The sequence below is a fragment of the Pseudomonas sp. AP19 genome, assembly GCF_001728855.1.
In the GTDB taxonomy this organism is placed as follows: domain Bacteria; phylum Pseudomonadota; class Gammaproteobacteria; order Pseudomonadales; family Pseudomonadaceae; genus Aquipseudomonas; species Aquipseudomonas fluorescens.
On sequence record NZ_LXJP01000068.1, the window covers coordinates 1 to 15,596 of the forward strand.

12 protein-coding genes are annotated in these 15,596 nt (G+C 62.6%); 1 reads left to right on the forward strand and 11 read right to left on the reverse strand.

Annotated elements, in window-relative coordinates:
* The 8 genes from A7D21_RS36080 to A7D21_RS29775 form a co-directional block, all read right to left on the reverse strand.
* Positions 1 to 363, reverse strand: a 363-nt coding sequence (locus A7D21_RS36080; protein ID WP_218188707.1) for a hypothetical protein, incomplete at its 3' end; no start/stop codon positions are given.
* A gap of 208 nt (positions 364 to 571) precedes the next feature.
* On the reverse strand, positions 572 to 2,212 hold the full coding sequence (locus A7D21_RS29745) for a BatD family protein (protein ID WP_053255769.1): 1,641 nt from the start codon (positions 2,210 to 2,212) through the stop codon (positions 572 to 574).
* On the reverse strand, positions 2,209 to 3,948 hold the full coding sequence (locus tag A7D21_RS29750; RefSeq protein WP_069553372.1) for a tetratricopeptide repeat protein: 1,740 nt from the start codon (positions 3,946 to 3,948) through the stop codon (positions 2,209 to 2,211). Before A7D21_RS29750 ends, A7D21_RS29745 begins: the two co-directional genes overlap by 4 nt.
* Positions 3,945 to 5,033 carry a VWA domain-containing protein gene (locus A7D21_RS29755; RefSeq protein ID WP_069553373.1) on the reverse strand — a complete coding sequence of 363 codons (1,089 nt, stop codon included), beginning with the start codon at positions 5,031 to 5,033 and terminating at the stop codon, positions 3,945 to 3,947. Before A7D21_RS29755 ends, A7D21_RS29750 begins: the two co-directional genes overlap by 4 nt.
* Positions 5,026 to 5,520, reverse strand: coding sequence for a DUF4381 domain-containing protein (locus tag A7D21_RS29760; RefSeq protein ID WP_069553374.1), 495 nt, complete (start codon positions 5,518 to 5,520; stop codon positions 5,026 to 5,028). The genes A7D21_RS29755 and A7D21_RS29760 overlap by 8 nt, the downstream gene beginning before the upstream one ends.
* Entirely contained in the window at positions 5,517 to 6,449 is a 933-nt protein-coding gene (locus tag A7D21_RS29765) for a DUF58 domain-containing protein (RefSeq protein WP_069553375.1), read from the reverse strand. Before A7D21_RS29765 ends, A7D21_RS29760 begins: the two co-directional genes overlap by 4 nt.
* A gap of 5 nt (positions 6,450 to 6,454) precedes the next feature.
* Positions 6,455 to 7,414, reverse strand: coding sequence for a MoxR family ATPase (locus A7D21_RS29770; protein ID WP_003174327.1), 960 nt, complete (start codon positions 7,412 to 7,414; stop codon positions 6,455 to 6,457).
* A gap of 192 nt (positions 7,415 to 7,606) precedes the next feature.
* Positions 7,607 to 7,960, reverse strand: a complete 354-nt coding sequence (locus A7D21_RS29775) for a hypothetical protein (protein WP_069553376.1) — start codon at positions 7,958 to 7,960, stop codon at positions 7,607 to 7,609.
* Positions 7,961 to 8,451: 491 nt separating this feature from the next.
* Here A7D21_RS29775 and A7D21_RS29780 point away from each other — a divergent pair, with 491 nt between their 5' ends.
* Positions 8,452 to 13,320, forward strand: coding sequence for an NAD-glutamate dehydrogenase (locus A7D21_RS29780; RefSeq protein WP_069553377.1), 4,869 nt, complete (start codon positions 8,452 to 8,454; stop codon positions 13,318 to 13,320).
* A 129-nt stretch (positions 13,321 to 13,449) separates the two neighbouring features.
* On the opposite strand, the gene A7D21_RS29785 is transcribed toward A7D21_RS29780, so the two are convergent.
* The 3 genes from A7D21_RS29785 to A7D21_RS29795 all read right to left on the reverse strand — a co-directional run bounded on the left by A7D21_RS29785 (position 13,450) and on the right by A7D21_RS29795 (position 15,585).
* Positions 13,450 to 14,079, reverse strand: coding sequence for a hypothetical protein (locus A7D21_RS29785; protein ID WP_069553378.1), 630 nt, complete (start codon positions 14,077 to 14,079; stop codon positions 13,450 to 13,452).
* A 69-nt stretch (positions 14,080 to 14,148) separates the two neighbouring features.
* Entirely contained in the window at positions 14,149 to 14,865 is a 717-nt protein-coding gene (locus A7D21_RS29790) for a GntR family transcriptional regulator (RefSeq protein ID WP_069553379.1), read from the reverse strand.
* A gap of 18 nt (positions 14,866 to 14,883) precedes the next feature.
* Positions 14,884 to 15,585 carry a FadR/GntR family transcriptional regulator gene (locus tag A7D21_RS29795; protein WP_053255777.1) on the reverse strand — a complete coding sequence of 234 codons (702 nt, stop codon included), beginning with the start codon at positions 15,583 to 15,585 and terminating at the stop codon, positions 14,884 to 14,886.
* Between the last annotated feature and the right edge of the window lie 11 nt (positions 15,586 to 15,596).

Sequence of the window (15,596 nt, forward strand, 5' to 3'; positions counted from 1 at the left end):
GGATGAAGCAAAAGCGGGGCAAAAGCACAGCAACAGCACTTTTACCGGATGAAATGAGTTCCAAATGTGGGAGCGGGCTTGCTCGCGAAAGCGGTGGGTCAGTCGGCTTATTTGTAACTGACCCACCGCTTTCGCGAGCAAGCCCGCTCCCACAATTTGACCGAGTTCAACTGCCAGGCCGTGGCGCTGTGCTTTTCTGTGGGAGCGGGCAAGCCCGGCTTCCAGACAAGCTCGCGCCCATAGAGGTTCTTTGGTGTGAGGCAGCCCGAGCGTTACTTGGGATACAAAGGCGGCAAGCTGGTGGTATCCGTCGCCGGGTCTTGTTCGCGCAACACCACGTTTACCGGATGAAATGAGTTCCAAATGTGGGAGCGGGCTTGCTCGCGAATGCGGTGGTTCAGTTACAAATGTGCTGACTGACCCACCGCATTCGCGAGCAAGCCCGCTCCCACAATTTGATCGAGTTTAACTGCCAGGCCGCTGCGCTGTGCTTTTCTGTGGGAGCGGGCAAGCCCGGCTTCCAGACAAGCTCGCGCCCATAGAGGTTCTTTGGTGTGAGGCAGCCCGAGCGTTACTTGGGATACAACGGCGGCAAGCTGGTGGTATCCGTCGCCGGGTCTTGTTCGCGTTCAGCGGTGGGAATGGCTTTTATCGCGCGCCATAGGTCTTCGCCCAGCCAATATTGGCCGCTTTCGCTGTACAGCGCGCCGTTCAGTCCGTCCAGCGCATCTGACAACGGCACAAACCGCGCGGCCATATCCGCCAGGGTTTCCGGCTGTTGCCGCGCCCAGGCGTCGAGGGCCTGGCGTGTGGCTTGCGGGTCGTTGGCCTGGGTGGCGCGCTTGAGGTCGTCGAGCAGTGTGCGTGGGCTTGGGCCGGTTTGCGCGGCACGTTGCACCGCCGGTTGCCGACGTGCACGCCACCACAGGCCGAAACCCAGCAGTGTGGTGCACACAAAGATCAGGGTGCTCAGTTGCCACAGCCACAGGCGGTCGTCGTCCGGCGCAGTGATCACCGTCGGCGTGGCGGGGGTGTCCACCACCAGGCTCGGGTTGGTCGCCACTTGAAGGGTGCGCGCGGGCAGGCTGGTGCGTTCGAGGTGGTCCTCGTGGGTGTTCCACCACACCACTTCCACGGCCGGCAGTTCCATGGCGCCGGCGCGGGTCGGCACCAGGGCTTCGCGGTCTTCGCGGCTGCCTGTCAGGCCGTGGTCGTTGCTCTGGTTGGCGAGCACCGGTTGGTCGGGGTAGCGGCGCAGGCCGTTGATGTCGGTGCTGGGCAGCGCCGGCAGTTGCGCGCTGGAAAGGCCCTCGGCCTTGACCGTGAGGCTGCGGGTCAGGGAGTCGCCGACTTGCACGTGATCAGGCTCGGGGTTCCAGGCTTCGCTCAGGCTCAGGCTGCGCGCAGGCAACCACGGCGCATCGGCGGGGTAGAACTCCGGCTTGGGTTTGACCGTCAATGGCAACTCGGCCGAACTGACATGAATCAACTTGCCCGGCTTGGTGCCTTGCAGCGTGTTCTCTTGAGGCGGGCGCGACTCCACCAGGGTCGCACTGAAAGTCTGTGCCGGAATCATCAACGCGCCGCTGTGCTGCGGGTAGATCGCGTAGCGGGTTTCGATCACGCCATGGCGAATGCTGTTGATGACTTTCTCGTAGGTGCGCGACTCGCCCAACTGCTCGATGCGTGCATCGGGAATCTGCAGCGGGGTCAGGCTGCTATCGTCATACAGCGACACCGAATGATAAACGCGCACCGTCAACAGGGCCTGGGCCTGCACGTACACAGTGCTTTGGTCGAGGTTGGTTTCGATGAACACCGGGGCCAGTTCGGCGCTGGTGTTCTGGCTGGCGGTTTCGACCACTTGCAGGCTGATCGGCTGGGTCTTGAGCTCACCGACTTGTAGAGGCGGAATCACCACGGTGCCGTTTTCCTTGGGCAGCAGGGTGATGATCCAGCGCGTGGTGGCGTGGTTATCGCCGCCCAGGGTGGTGAGTTGGTTGATCTGGCGGGTGCCGCTGACTTCGAACTGTGCGTCGAGGGGCGACAGGTCGGGTTTGCCGAATTGGGTGACGTCGCTGGACTCCACCGTCAGTTCCACCGTTTCCCCGGAATTGACACGGCTGCGGTCGACGCTGGCGACGAGGTTCGCCGCCTGGGCGTGGCCTGCCGACAGCGCGAGCAGGAGCAGAAGGGTGGTGCGGCGGCTCATCGAGTCTTGTCCTGATGTTGTTGCTGTTCGTACCAGAATTTGCGGCGCAGCAGTTCGCCGGGGTTGTCCGGGATCTCCTGCAGCCATTGCTCCAGAGCCTGACGGTGCTCGCCGTCGATGCTGGCATCGGCAGGGCGCAAGGGCGGGGTGGTGGTTTGCTCATCCCCTAACTCGCTGCCCGGTACGTCGTTGCCGCCGGCCTTGGGTGCAGTGCCCGGCGGGGTCTCGCCGGTGCCGGTTTCACCCTGGTGTTGGGGCGATTGCTCGCCACCTGTGGCACTTTGCCCGGCGTTGCCCGGTTGCGCAGTTTGGCCGGGTTGGGTGGTTTCGTCATCTTCGTTTTTTGCCGGCTTGGTCGGTTCGGGCTGTGCCTGTTGCTGCATCAGGCTTTCCACCAAGGCTTTGTTTTTCAGCGCCGGTTGCAGGTCAGGCTGGGCTTCCAGCGCCTGTTCGTAGGCGTCGATGGCCGCTTCCAGTTCGCCGGATTTGGCCAGGGCATTACCCCGATTGTAGTGGGCGTAGGCGTCATTGCCTTGGGCAAAACGCTTGATGGCCTCGGCATAGTTACCGGCCTCGTACAGCGCGACGCCTTGCCATTGCGGGTCCTCGAAGCGCTCGGCCGCTTCGGCGGGGCGCTTGTGCTTGAGCAGGTACTGGCCCTGCTGGTCGGGGCGCAGCCACAGGTCCTGAAGTTCAAAGGCGTAACTCGGTTGCGGCGCCCCCAGTAACAGCAAAGGCAAGCAAAACAGCCAGCCACGGCGCCCGGCGCAGGCGGCGAGCAGTAACAGCGGCAGGAGCAGCCAGTAACCCTGGTCGGCCCAGGCGTCGAGGTGCAGCAGTTGGCCATCGTTGCGCAGGGTTTGCGGGCCGTCGAGCAGGTTGAGTTGACGCAGGTCTTTGTCGTCCAGGCGTGCGGCGCGGTAACGGCCGCCCATTTCAGTGGCGAAGGCCTTGAGGGTCGGGCTGTCGAGGCGCGGCACCAGAATCGCGCCTTGGTCATCCTTGAGGAACTCGCCGCTTTCCTGGGTCACCGGTGTGCCTTCGCGGCTGCCGATGCCGAGGATCGACAGCGTCGGCGCCTGTGCACTTTGCAACTGCAGCCGAATGCCTTGGCGTTCCTGTTTCGACAGCGATGAGCCCACCAGCAGCAGGCGGCCCTGACCGAGGCCGCCCTGCTTGAGCAAACCCAGCGCCTTTGCCACTGCCAGGTCGGCGCGATGGCCGGGCTCGGGCATGATTGAAGGGCGCAAGGCTTCGAGCAGGTTACGGCTGGTGGCCAGGTCATCCGACAGCGGCACCAGGGTGTGGGCGCTGCCGGCATACACGACGATTGCGGTCGGCGCATTGTCGCGGGCTTGCAGCAAGTCATACAGCTTGCGCCGCGCTTGCTCCAGGCGATTGGGCGGGCTGTCGGTGGCGAGCATTTCCGGGGTCAATTCCAGCAGCACCACGACCGGGTCGGAGGGTTTCTGGCTGGACTGTTCAACCCGTTGCCAGCTGGGCCCCAGCAACGCCAGCACAGCCAATAGCCAGCCGACACCCAGCAGCACCCACGGCGATTTGCTTTCGCGACCGCTGCCACCACTGAGCAGCACCGCATGAAAGGCCGGTGGCAGGATCATCTGCCAACGCCCGGCGCGTTTTTGCCGGTGCCACAGTTGCCACAGCAGCCAGCCGAGCAGCGGCAGCAGCAATAGCCACCAGGGGCGGAACCAATGCGGCCAGAGGTCGATCATCGACGCCTCCGCAAACGCAGGCGTTTAAGGCGTTGGCGCCATTCGGGGTGCTGTTGCAGGAAAATGCCCTTGGTCGAGAGTTTATTGAAAAAGCGTTGCAGCGCGTTGTTGGGCCAGCGTTCCTGGACCACCAGCAACAGGCTCAGGATCAAGGCCAGGGCCAAGGGTGCACTGTAAAGCGCCTGGGACGGGCGGGCTTGTGTCGGTTGTTGGGCGACGGGCTCTAGCTGGTCGAGGGTGTCCTTGATTTTTTGCAGTTCGTCGCCGTCACGGGCGCGGAAGTAGCGGCCACCGGTCGCCTCGGCAATCGCTTTCAGCGCGGGTTCGTCGAGGTCCAGGCTCGGGTTGACGCCCAGAATGCCCAGGGAGCCGGTTTGCTCGGGGTCGGCGCCAATGCCGATGGGGTAGATTTTCACGCCTTCTTCAGCCGCCAGGCGCGCGGCGGTCAACGGGTCGATTTGCCCGGCGTTGTTGGCGCCATCGGTGACCAGGATCAGCACGCGGCTTTGCGCCGGGCGCTGGCGCAGGCGTTTCAAGGCCAGGCCAATCGCATCACCAATGGCGGTGTTTTTGCCGGCGATGCCGATGCGCGCTTCGTCCAGCCAGGCACGCACGGTGCGCCGGTCGAAGGTCAGCGGCGCTTGCAGGTAGGCCTGGCTGCCAAACAGGATCAGGCCGACGCGGTCACCTTCACGGCTTTCCAGGAAGTCGCCGAGCAGGTGTTGGACCAGGCTCAAGCGGCTGACCTCATCGTCTTGCCAGTGCATATCCGGGAAGTCCATGGAGCCGGACACGTCGACCGCCACCAGCAAGTCGCGGCCGCTGGCGGCAATCGGCAGGGGTTCGCCGAGCCATTCCGGGCGGGCGGCGGCGCTCAGCAGCAGCAGCCACAGCACCACGAAGGGCGCTTGCTGGCGCCAGCCCGGCAGGTTGACGCGCGCGCGACGGCGGGCCAGGCCTTCGAGGTCGGCCAGGTAGCTGACTTTCAAGGCGGGCTCGCCGCTGTCGGCCACGGGCAGGATCAGCCGCATCAGCCAGGGCAATGGCAACAGGGCAAAGATCCACGGCCAGGCGAACTCAAACATGTTTGCGAATCCAGGTGTCGACGGCTTGGGTCAGGCCGGCGATGGCCTTGTCGTCGAGTTTGCATTCGGGTTTGTAGGCGCCTTCCACCAGCACCATCCAGCGGGTCAGGCCGGCAGCAGGGCAGCGGTTGTCGAGGAACGCCAGCCATTTACGGCCGTTGAGGGTGTGGCTCTGGCTGTAAGGGTAGTCGTTGCGGCACAGGCGCTTGAGCAAACCGTTGAGCTGCTGCAGCCAGGCGCCGGCGGGGGCGCCGTCGTAGGGTTTGGGCATGAGCGCCAGTTCTGCCAGGGCGGTGATGCGCAGCGGGTCCAGCGGTTGTTCGGCACGCGCCACCGGGCGGCGCGCAGGCAGGAAACGGCGCAGCCACCACAGCCCCCAGGCGCAGAGCGGAATCACCAGCAGCAACAGCCACCAGCCCGGCGCAGGAGGCCAGAAACCAATGGCCGGAGGGGCGATCAGGGGTTGCAGTCGGTCGAGGCTGCTCATTGCTTTTTAACCGGGTGTTGCGGGTTGAGGTATTCGCGCAGCTGCTCGACCATTTCGCTCTGGGTGCTCAAGGGCATCAATAGAATCCGCAGCTTCTGTGCGAGCAGCTCCCAGCGGGCGATGCGCGCTTCGGCCTGGGCCTTGTAAGCCTGGCGTAAGTCAAAGTTAAGCGTGTCCAGCTCCAACTGCGCGCCGCGCTCGGCAAAGCGCAACAACCCCGCAGCGGGCAGGGCGTGGTCCAGCGGGTCGGAGATCGGCAGCAGCAACAGGTCGCAATGCCGTGACAGCAGGCTCAGCTGCTGTTCGGCACCTTCGGTGAGCGCGCGTTCATCGCAGATCACAATCACCAGGCTGCCCGGGCGCAACACTTCGCGACCACGCCGCAAGGCCATGCCGAGGGCGTCGGCTTCGGGGCGGCTTTCGGTGTTGAGGCTCTGATTGACCCGCACCAGGCGGTTAAGCAGTTGCAACAGGCTTTGTTTGCTGCGTCGGGGCTTGATTTCGTAGTGTTCGCTGTCGCCGAATACCAGCCCACCAACGCGGTCGTTATGCCCCAGAGCTGCCCAGCCGATCAGGCTGGCGGCTTGCGCGGCCAGTACCGACTTGAACATCTGGCCAGAGCCGAAAAACAGCCGGCAGCTTTGCTCGACCATGATGAAAATCGGCCGCTCGCGTTCTTCGTGGAACAGTTTGGTGTGCGGTTCCTGGGTACGCGCCGTCACACGCCAGTCGATGGTGCGCACATCGTCCCCGGCCTGGTACACGCGCACCTGGTCAAAATCCACGCCACGCCCACGTAACTTGGAGTGGTGCAGGCCGATCAACGGGCTGCGCTGGCTCGGCGTGGAAAACAACTGCACTTCGCGCACACGGTGGCGCATCTCAATCAATTCGCTGAGTGTGACGCGGATTCCATCGCTGGCGTTCATGGGTTTCAAGCGACGGCAACGACGTCGAGAATGCGTTGCACCACGCGGTCCTGGTCAATGCCGGCCGCTTCGGCTTCGAACGACAAGATGATGCGGTGGCGCAGCACGTCGAACAGCACGGCCTGGATATCTTCCGGGCTGACGAAATCGCGGCCGGCCAGCCAGGCGTGGGCGCGGGCGCAGCGGTCCAGGGCGATAGAACCGCGCGGGCTGGCGCCGTAGGCGATCCACTCGGCCATTTCCGGGTCGAACTTGGCCGGCGTGCGCGTGGCCATCACCAGTTGCACCAGGTATTCCTCCACCGCATCGGCCATGTACAGGCCGAGGATTTCCTTGCGCGCGGCGAAAATCGCCTGCTGACTGACGCGGCGTTCGGGCTTGGTTTCACCGTTGAGCGCTTCGCCTCGGGCTTGTTGCAGGATGCGGCGCTCTACCGCTGCATCCGGGAAGCCGATCTTGACGTGCATCAGGAAGCGGTCGAGCTGGGCTTCGGGCAAGGGGTAGGTGCCTTCCTGCTCGATAGGGTTTTGCGTGGCCATCACCAGAAACAGCGGTGATAAGTCGTAGGTGCTGCGCCCGACGCTGACCTGACGCTCGGCCATGGCTTCGAGCAATGCCGACTGGACCTTGGCCGGCGCCCGGTTGATTTCGTCGGCCAGCACCAGGTTGTGGAAAATCGGCCCTTGCTGGAACACAAAGCTGCCGGTTTCCGGGCGATAGATCTCGGTGCCGGTGATGTCGGCAGGCAGCAGGTCGGGGGTGAACTGGATGCGATGGAACTGCGCCTCGATGCCTTCGGCCAACTCTTTGATGGCTTTGGTCTTGGCCAGGCCTGGTGCGCCCTCGACCAGCATATGGCCGTCGGCAAGCAGGGCGATCAGCAGGCGATCGATGAGTTTTTCCTGGCCGAGAATCTGCGTAGAAAGAAAGGTTCGCAGCGCGAGCAGCGCTTCACGATGTTCCATCGATGACGGTTCCTGGAGAGGTGAGCCTGGGCGTCGAGAAAAAACGCCGGGCCTGGGGCGCCTACTTTAATGCATCGAGGGGGGTGGCGACTAACGGCGTGACGGGTATTTTTGGCAAATCTTGTAGGAAATTTGTATGGGAACACGCTCAATGTGGGAGGGCCCCCTCCCACATTTGATCGTGGGTGCAGCTTAGATTCGGGCGAACGTACCCGTGCCCTTGAGGATGTTCTGTAAGGTTTCCTCAACTTCAGCCAAATCCGCCGCGGCGGTGCTGTGGATGATCTGCAACTGATCCTTGCCGCCCAGCGCGTCGGCATCGCCCGCCGCCAGTTCAATCAGCAACGTCGTGTCGCTCAGCGTGACCTTCAGCCCGTCCAGGGTCGACGGCTCGTAATCCCAAGTCAGTTCGACTTCATCTTCGTCCGGGTAACGGGTGAGCATGAACATCTCGCCGTTTTTACCGTGGCAGCACAGCATGGCCATGTTGTCTTCTTCGTCGTCGCACGGGGTGGCCATCAGCGCGTCGGTGTTCAGTTGCAGCATGGGAAATCCTGTTTGGGGGAGGGCGCAGCGGGGCAATTGTGCCATTGCGGCGAATTTTGTGCTGCATTCTGTGTCAGACCCAGGGTATGACCTGACGGACTGTATCAGTCATTTTCGGTACTCGCGGGCCTGAAAATAGCCGGTTTTTCTGCGCAACAATACGGGTTGCTCAAGTCGCAAGCCCAGGCCTGCGTACCGATGACCGAATATGTCGCAGCATCGCAAGCAGCCGTCTTCCTACACTCGTTAAGCTGCGCAACGGATGTGCCCTGTGCCGGGAGTCTGACCTGCCCGTCGTACCGTCGCCCAGCATGCGGCCTATCTTATGGGCGTTGTATGTGACCTCATTGTCTTGTCCAGCTTCACCCACCTGTCACCCTGATTCGTTTATGGTGCTATCAGCCGTATCGACGAACAGCGCTGACGGTCTCCCCGCAAGGGGATAACACGCGACGCTTCCATCAATAACAAGCCCAAGCGGAGTACCACAGATGGCGTTCTTCACCGCAGCCAGCAAGGCCGACTTCCAGCATCAACTGCAAGCGGCACTGGCGCAGCACATCAGTGAACAGGCACTGCCACAAGTGGCGCTGTTCGCTGAACAATTTTTCGGCATCATTTCCCTGGACGAACTGACCCAACGTCGTCTTTCCGACCTGGCTGGTTGCACCTTGTCTGCCTGGCGCCTGCTTGAGCGCTTTGATCACACCCAACCGCAAGTGCGGGTCTACAACCCCGATTACGAACGTCATGGCTGGCAGTCGACCCATACCGCCGTCGAAGTGCTGCACCATGACCTGCCCTTTCTGGTGGACTCGGTCCGTACCGAGCTGAACCGTCGCGGCTACAGCATCCACACCCTGCAGACCACCGTTCTCAGCGTGCGCCGTGGCAACAAGGGCGAGCTGCTGGAAATCCTGCCTAAGGGCACCCAGGGCGAAGGCATCCTGCAAGAATCGCTGATGTACCTGGAAATCGACCGCTGCGCCAATGCCGCCGAACTGAACGTGCTGAGCAAAGAGCTTGAGCAAGTGCTGGGCGAAGTGCGCGTGGCCGTGGCCGATTTCGAGCCGATGAAAGCCAAGGTCCAGGACCTGCTGGCCGGCATTGATGCGAGCCAGTTCAGCATCGACGGCGAAGAAAAAGCCGAGATCAAAAGCTTCCTGGAATGGCTGGTGGGCAACCACTTCACCTTCCTCGGCTATGAAGAGTTCGTGGTACGTGACGGGGCGGAGGGCGGTCATATCGAATATGACGCCAATTCCTTCCTCGGTCTGACCAAGCTGCTGCGTGCCGGCCTCACCGCCGAAGACCTGCGTATCGAAGACTACGCCGTGGCCTACCTGAACGAGCCGGTTGTGCTGTCGTTCGCCAAGGCCGCGCACCCAAGCCGCGTGCATCGCCCGGCTTATCCGGACTATGTGTCGATCCGCGAGATCAGCGCCGACGGCAAAGTCATCAAGGAACACCGCTTCATGGGCCTCTACACCTCTTCGGTGTACGGCGAAAGCGTGCGGGTGATTCCTTATATCCGCCGCAAGGTTGCGGAAATCGAACGACGTTCGGGCTTCCAGGCCAAGGCTCACCTGGGCAAGGAACTGGCGCAAGTCGTTGAAGTGCTGCCGCGCGATGACCTGTTCCAGACCCCGGTCGACGAGCTGTTCAGCACCGTGATGTCGATCGTGCAGATCCAGGAACGCAACAAGATCCGCGTGTTCCTGCGCAAAGACCCCTACGGTCGTTTCTGCTACTGCCTGGCCTACGTGCCACGTGACATTTATTCCACCGAAGTGCGCCAGAAGATCCAGCAAGTGCTGATGGATCGCCTGAAAGCCTCGGACTGCGAGTTCTGGACCTTCTTCTCCGAATCCGTGCTGGCCCGTGTGCAACTGATTCTGCGGGTTGACCCGAAGAACCGCATCGCCATTGACCCGCTGCAACTCGAAAAAGAAGTGGTGCAGGCCTGTCGCAGCTGGCAGGACGACTACTCCAGCCTGGTCGTGGAAAGCTTCGGCGAAGCCCAAGGCACCAACGTGCTGGCGGATTTCCCAAAAGGCTTCCCCGCCGGTTACCGCGAGCGTTTTGCTGCGCATTCGGCAGTGGTCGATATGCAGCACCTGAACAGCCTGACCGAAGCCAACCCGCTGGTGATGAGCTTCTACCAACCGCTGGGTCAGGTCTCCGGCCAACGCGAGCTGCATTGCAAGCTCTACCACGCCGATACGCCGCTGGCGCTGTCGGACGTCTTGCCGATCCTGGAAAACCTCGGCCTGCGCGTGCTGGGTGAGTTCCCATACCGCCTGCGCCATGCCAATGGCCGCGAGTTCTGGATCCATGACTTTGCGTTCATCGCCGCCGAAGGCGTGAACCTGGATATCCAGCAGCTCAACGACACCCTGCAGGACGCGTTCGTGCACATCGTTCACGGCGATGCCGAAAACGATGCGTTCAACCGCCTGGTGCTGACCGCCGGCCTGCCGTGGCGCGACGTGGCTTTGCTGCGTGCTTACGCGCGTTACCTCAAGCAGATCCGCCTGGGCTTCGACCTGGGTTACATCGCCAGCACCCTGAACAACCACACCGACATCGCCCGCGAGTTGACCCGGTTGTTCAAGACCCGCTTCTACCTGGCGCGCAAGCTCACCGCCGATGACCTGGAAGACAAGCAGCAACGTCTGGAACAAGCGATCCTCACCGCCCTGGACGACGTTCAGGTGCTCAACGAAGACCGCATCCTGCGTCGCTACCTGGACCTGATCAAGGCCACGCTGCGTACCAACTTCTACCAGACTGACGCCAACGGCCAGAACAAGTCGTACTTCAGCTTCAAGTTCGACCCGCGCGCCATTCCCGAGCTGCCCAAGCCGGTGCCGAAGTTTGAAATCTTCGTGTACTCGCCGCGTGTCGAAGGCGTGCACCTGCGCTTTGGTAACGTCGCGCGCGGCGGCCTGCGCTGGTCCGACCGTGAAGAGGATTACCGCACCGAAGTGCTCGGCCTGGTAAAAGCCCAGCAAGTGAAGAACTCGGTGATCGTGCCGGTGGGCGCCAAAGGCGGCTTCCTGCCACGACGCCTGCCATTGGGCGGCAGCCGGGACGAGATCGCGGCCGAGGGCATCGCCTGCTACCGCATCTTCATTTCCGGCCTGTTGGACATCACCGACAACCTGAAAGACGGCGCCCTGGTGCCGCCGGTCAACGTGGTGCGGCATGACGACGATGACCCGTACCTGGTTGTGGCTGCGGACAAAGGCACTGCGACCTTTTCCGACATCGCCAACGGTATCGCCATCGACTACGGCTTCTGGCTGGGCGATGCGTTCGCGTCCGGTGGTTCTGCCGGTTACGACCACAAAAAAATGGGCATCACCGCCAAGGGCGCGTGGGTCGGTGTGCAGCGTCACTTCCGTGAGCGCGGCATCAACGTGCAGGAAGACAGCATCACGGTGGTGGGCGTCGGCGATATGGCCGGTGACGTGTTCGGTAACGGCCTGTTGATGTCCGACAAGCTGCAACTGGTCGCGGCCTTCAACCACTTGCACATCTTCATCGACCCGAACCCGAACCCGGCGACCAGCTTCGTCGAGCGTCAGCGCATGTTCGAGCTGCCGCGTTCGGCGTGGACCGACTACGACACCAGCATCATGTCCGAAGGCGGCGGTATCTTCTCGCGCAGCGCGAAGAGCATTGCCATCTCGCCACAGATGAAAGAACGCTTCGACATCCAGGCCGACAAGCTGACCCCGACCGAACTGCTGAATGCCTTGCTCAAGGCGCCAGTGGACCTGTTGTGGAACGGCGGCATCGGTACTTACGTCAAGGCCAGCACCGAAAGCCATGCCGACGTGGGCGACAAGGCCAACGACGCGCTGCGCGTCAACGGCAACGAGCTGCGCTGCAAGGTCGTGGGCGAGGGCGGTAACCTCGGCATGACGCAGCTGGGCCGTGTGGAATTCGGCCTCAATGGCGGCGGTTCCAACACCGACTTCATCGACAACGCCGGTGGCGTGGACTGCTCCGACCACGAAGTGAACATCAAGATCCTGCTCAACGAAGTGGTGCAGGCCGGTGACATGACCGACAAGCAGCGCAACCAGCTGCTGGCGAGCATGACCGACGAAGTCGGCAACCTGGTGTTGGGCAACAACTACAAGCAAACCCAGGCATTGTCGCTGGCCGCCCGTAAAGCCTACGAGCGCGCCGCTGAGTACAAGCGCCTGATGAGCGACCTGGAAGGCCGTGGCAAGCTGGACCGCGCCATCGAGTACCTGCCGACCGAGGAGCAGCTCTCCGAGCGCGCCGCGACCGGCAAGGGCCTGACCCGTCCGGAGCTGTCGGTGTTGATCTCCTACAGCAAGATCGACCTCAAGGAAGCACTGCTCAAGTCGCTGGTGCCGGATGACGACTACCTGACCCGTGACATGGAAACCGCGTTCCCACCGAGCCTGGTCGCCAAGTTCGGTGAGGCCATGCGTCGCCACCGCCTCAAGCGTGAGATCGTCAGCACCCAGATCGCCAACGACCTGGTGAACCACATGGGCATCACTTTCGTTCAACGACTCAAAGAGTCGACCGGCATGAGCCCGGCGAACGTAGCGGGCGCGTATGTGATTGTGCGTGACATCTTCCATCTCCCGCACTGGTTCCGTCAGATCGAAGCCCTGGACCACCAGGTCTCCGCCGACGTGCAATTGGAGCTGATGGACGAGCTGATGCGCCTGGGCCGCCGTGCTACGCGCTGGTTCCTGCGCAGCCGTCGCAACGAGCAGGACGCTGGCCGTGACACCGCGCATTTCGGTCCACACCTGGCCGCGCTGGGCCTCAAGCTCGACGAACTGCTGGAAGGCCCGACCCGCGAAGGCTGGCAGAACCGCTACCAGGCCTACACCGAAGCCGGCGTGCCGGAGTTGTTGGCGCGCATGGTTGCAGGCACGACTCACCTGTACACCTTGCTGCCGATCATCGAAGCCGCCGACGTCACCGGGCATGACGCCGCTGAAGTGGCCAAGGCCTACTTCGCCGTGGGCAGTGCCCTGGACTTGCCGTGGTACCTGCAGCAGATCAGCGATCTGCCGGTGGCCAACAACTGGCAGGCCCAGGCACGCGAAGCGTTCCGCGACGATGTGGACTGGCAGCAACGGGCGATCACCATCGCGGTCCTGCAAATGGCCGATGCGCCACAAGACATGGAAGCCCGCGTGGCCCTGTGGCTTGAGCAGCACCAGGACATGGCCGATCGCTGGCGTGCAATGATGGTGGAAATTCGTGCAGCGGTTGGCACGGACTACGCCATGTACGCGGTGGCTAACCGTGAGTTGTTGGACCTGGCATTGAGCGGCCAGTCGGTGCTCGCGCCGGCTTGATCCCGCGGTAAAACCAAAGCCCCCGTATCGTGAGATACGGGGGCTTTTTGTTGGCGGCCGATTTACCCAACACCTGGATTAATTGTGGGAGCAGGCAAGCCAGCTCCCACAGTGGTTTGCGCGCAAAAACTAGCGCAGCGTCGCGCTGGCGACACCCCGGCAAGCTCGGAGGATTTTGTTCAACCCGGTGTTGTTTTCTGGGAGTACGAACGTTGCGGTCAACGGCGCTGCACCTGCTGTGGCAGGTGCCAGCGACAGGGTCAGTGTTTGGCCCTGTGAAGCATCGCTGAGCCAGTAGGCTAATTCAGCGGGCGGAACAGCGGCGCTGAGCACAAAGAGTGTACCGATCTGGAAAGCCCCGCCGTCAGTCCAAACCCCATTTACCGGGAGTTCGATGCTTGCGCGTGTGCCGGTGGTAACACGCAACGGACCGTTTGCGCTGGCGTCTTTACCCTCAAACGGATCGCTGTCGAAACCGAGTGACTGCGGGGCGATCTGCAGCGCAAGGCTGGCCAGCGGGTTCTGCGGGTAACAGCTGATCTCCAGGCTGGCCTTGACGTGAAAGCCGCCGTAGGCGCTGACCCCGACGGTGCGTGCGGTGAGCTTCGGGCTGTCTGCGTAGGGTTGCTCGAGCAACCACACTGGGCGCGCTGGGGTGATGATCGCCGCGCCAAAACCTGACGCGTCGCCTGCCTGTGCGTCGGCATGAAGAGGTAGCGCGAAAAGGGCAGCGAACAAGGTAGAGGTGAAGGCTCGCATGGCAGTATTCATCCGTGTGTAAGGCGTTAGCTAAGGGATGAATGCATTCTGCCGCTCAGCCATAACCGATTATGTCGGCTTTTTCGCAAACGTATCGCGGTTCAGTAGCTTGGTTTCCAGGTGATCCAGATGCCGCGTCATCAGGCTGACTGCGCTGTGCGCATCCTGTTGCTCGACCGCGTCGACAATGGCTGCGTGCTCCTGCCACGCACAGTAAGTGCAGGCGTGCGCCTCATATTGGGCAATGATCAGCGAGGTCAGCGGCACCAGGCTGTTGAGAAACTGCGCCAGGGGCGCATTGCGCGCCATCGCGGCCAATTGCAGGTGGAACTCCCCGGACAGGCGAATCGCCGGCCCGCGTTGATCGCGATCGATGCACTCGCGTTCGCGAGCGATCAGCTCACGCAAGTGGCGAACCTGCGTCGGTGTGGCGTGCGCACACGCCAGTTGCACCACGGTGACTTCCGTCAGGCGCCGCGCTTCCAGAATCTGTTGGGTTTGCAGGGCGTCCGGCGCGGCCACTTGGGCGCGCTGGTTGGGGCGCAGAATGATGACTTGCTGGTGCGACAGCTTTGCCAGTACCCGGCGAATCACACTGCGGCTGACACCAAACGTTTCGCCGAGGCTTTCTTCGGTAAAACGGCTGGCGGGGGCGATGCGTTGTTCCAGAATGGCGTCGAACAGGCGCGGGTAGATGTCTTCCACCGACGGCTTTTTACCGGCTACCAGGCGCATCGCGGGCAGGGCGGTGAAGACTGATTTGCGGTGCAGCGCGTGAGCGGTCATGGCCTGTCTCCAAAAAAGTCAGCTGCCCAGATGGTCGTCCGGGATGTTCAAGCGAATGCCCATGCGCAGGCCTTCCTGGAGGATGTGCCGACGCATTTCGGCACTCGCCAGGGCGCTGTTCTTGTTGCGGATCGCGCGCACCACGGCCTCGTTTTCCTGCAGACGTTCGGCCAGGTGTTCGGGTGAGTTACGCAACACCTGGGCGCTCTGCTTGAGGGCGTTGCTGGTCTGTTGCACCACGTTCTGGAAGATCGGGTTGGAGGTGAGGGCGAACAGTTCTTCGTGGAAGCCGATGTAGGCGTTCATGCCCGCTTCGGCATCGCCTGCATCCAGGGCTTCGCGCATGTCCATGAGCGTCAGGCGCAGTTGGCCGACTTCCTTGCTGCTGATGGACTGGGCGACCAGGCCGACGATGAAGGGCTCGAGGGTGTAGCGCAGTTGCAGAATGTCTTCGAGGCTGGCGTCCGCCACGGCGTCGCTCGATTGCGGTTCGCTGAGGCTGGTTTCCAGCACTACCACGCCCTTGCCCGGCATCGAACGCACCAGGCCGAGGGTTTCCAGGACGATCACGGCTTCACGCAGGCTCGGGCGGCTGATGCCCATCTGCTCGGCCAGTTCGCGCTGGCCGGGCAGCATTTCGCCACGCCGCCACTGGCCCCGCGCCAGGGCGGCGCGCAGTTTTTCGACGACTGAGTTGACGACGGTTGAGGTGCTGATCACGTCTACGTCTC

Bases quoted from the DNA above. Each gene is read 5' to 3' on its own strand.
- A7D21_RS29745 (WP_053255769.1), bottom strand. From the start codon at position 2,212: ATGAGCCGCCGCACCACCCTTCTGCTCCTGCTCGCGCTGTCGGCAGGC.
- A7D21_RS29750 (WP_069553372.1), bottom strand. From the start codon at position 3,948: ATGATCGACCTCTGGCCGCATTGGTTCCGCCCCTGGTGGCTATTGCTG.
- A7D21_RS29755 (WP_069553373.1), bottom strand. From the start codon at position 5,033: ATGTTTGAGTTCGCCTGGCCGTGGATCTTTGCCCTGTTGCCATTGCCC.
- A7D21_RS29760 (WP_069553374.1), bottom strand. From the start codon at position 5,520: ATGAGCAGCCTCGACCGACTGCAACCCCTGATCGCCCCTCCGGCCATT.
- A7D21_RS29765 (WP_069553375.1), bottom strand. From the start codon at position 6,449: ATGAACGCCAGCGATGGAATCCGCGTCACACTCAGCGAATTGATTGAG.
- A7D21_RS29770 (WP_003174327.1), bottom strand. From the start codon at position 7,414: ATGGAACATCGTGAAGCGCTGCTCGCGCTGCGAACCTTTCTTTCTACG.
- A7D21_RS29775 (WP_069553376.1), bottom strand. From the start codon at position 7,960: ATGCTGCAACTGAACACCGACGCGCTGATGGCCACCCCGTGCGACGAC.
- A7D21_RS29780 (WP_069553377.1), top strand. From the start codon at position 8,452: ATGGCGTTCTTCACCGCAGCCAGCAAGGCCGACTTCCAGCATCAACTG.
- A7D21_RS29785 (WP_069553378.1), bottom strand. From the start codon at position 14,079: ATGCGAGCCTTCACCTCTACCTTGTTCGCTGCCCTTTTCGCGCTACCT.
- A7D21_RS29790 (WP_069553379.1), bottom strand. From the start codon at position 14,865: ATGACCGCTCACGCGCTGCACCGCAAATCAGTCTTCACCGCCCTGCCC.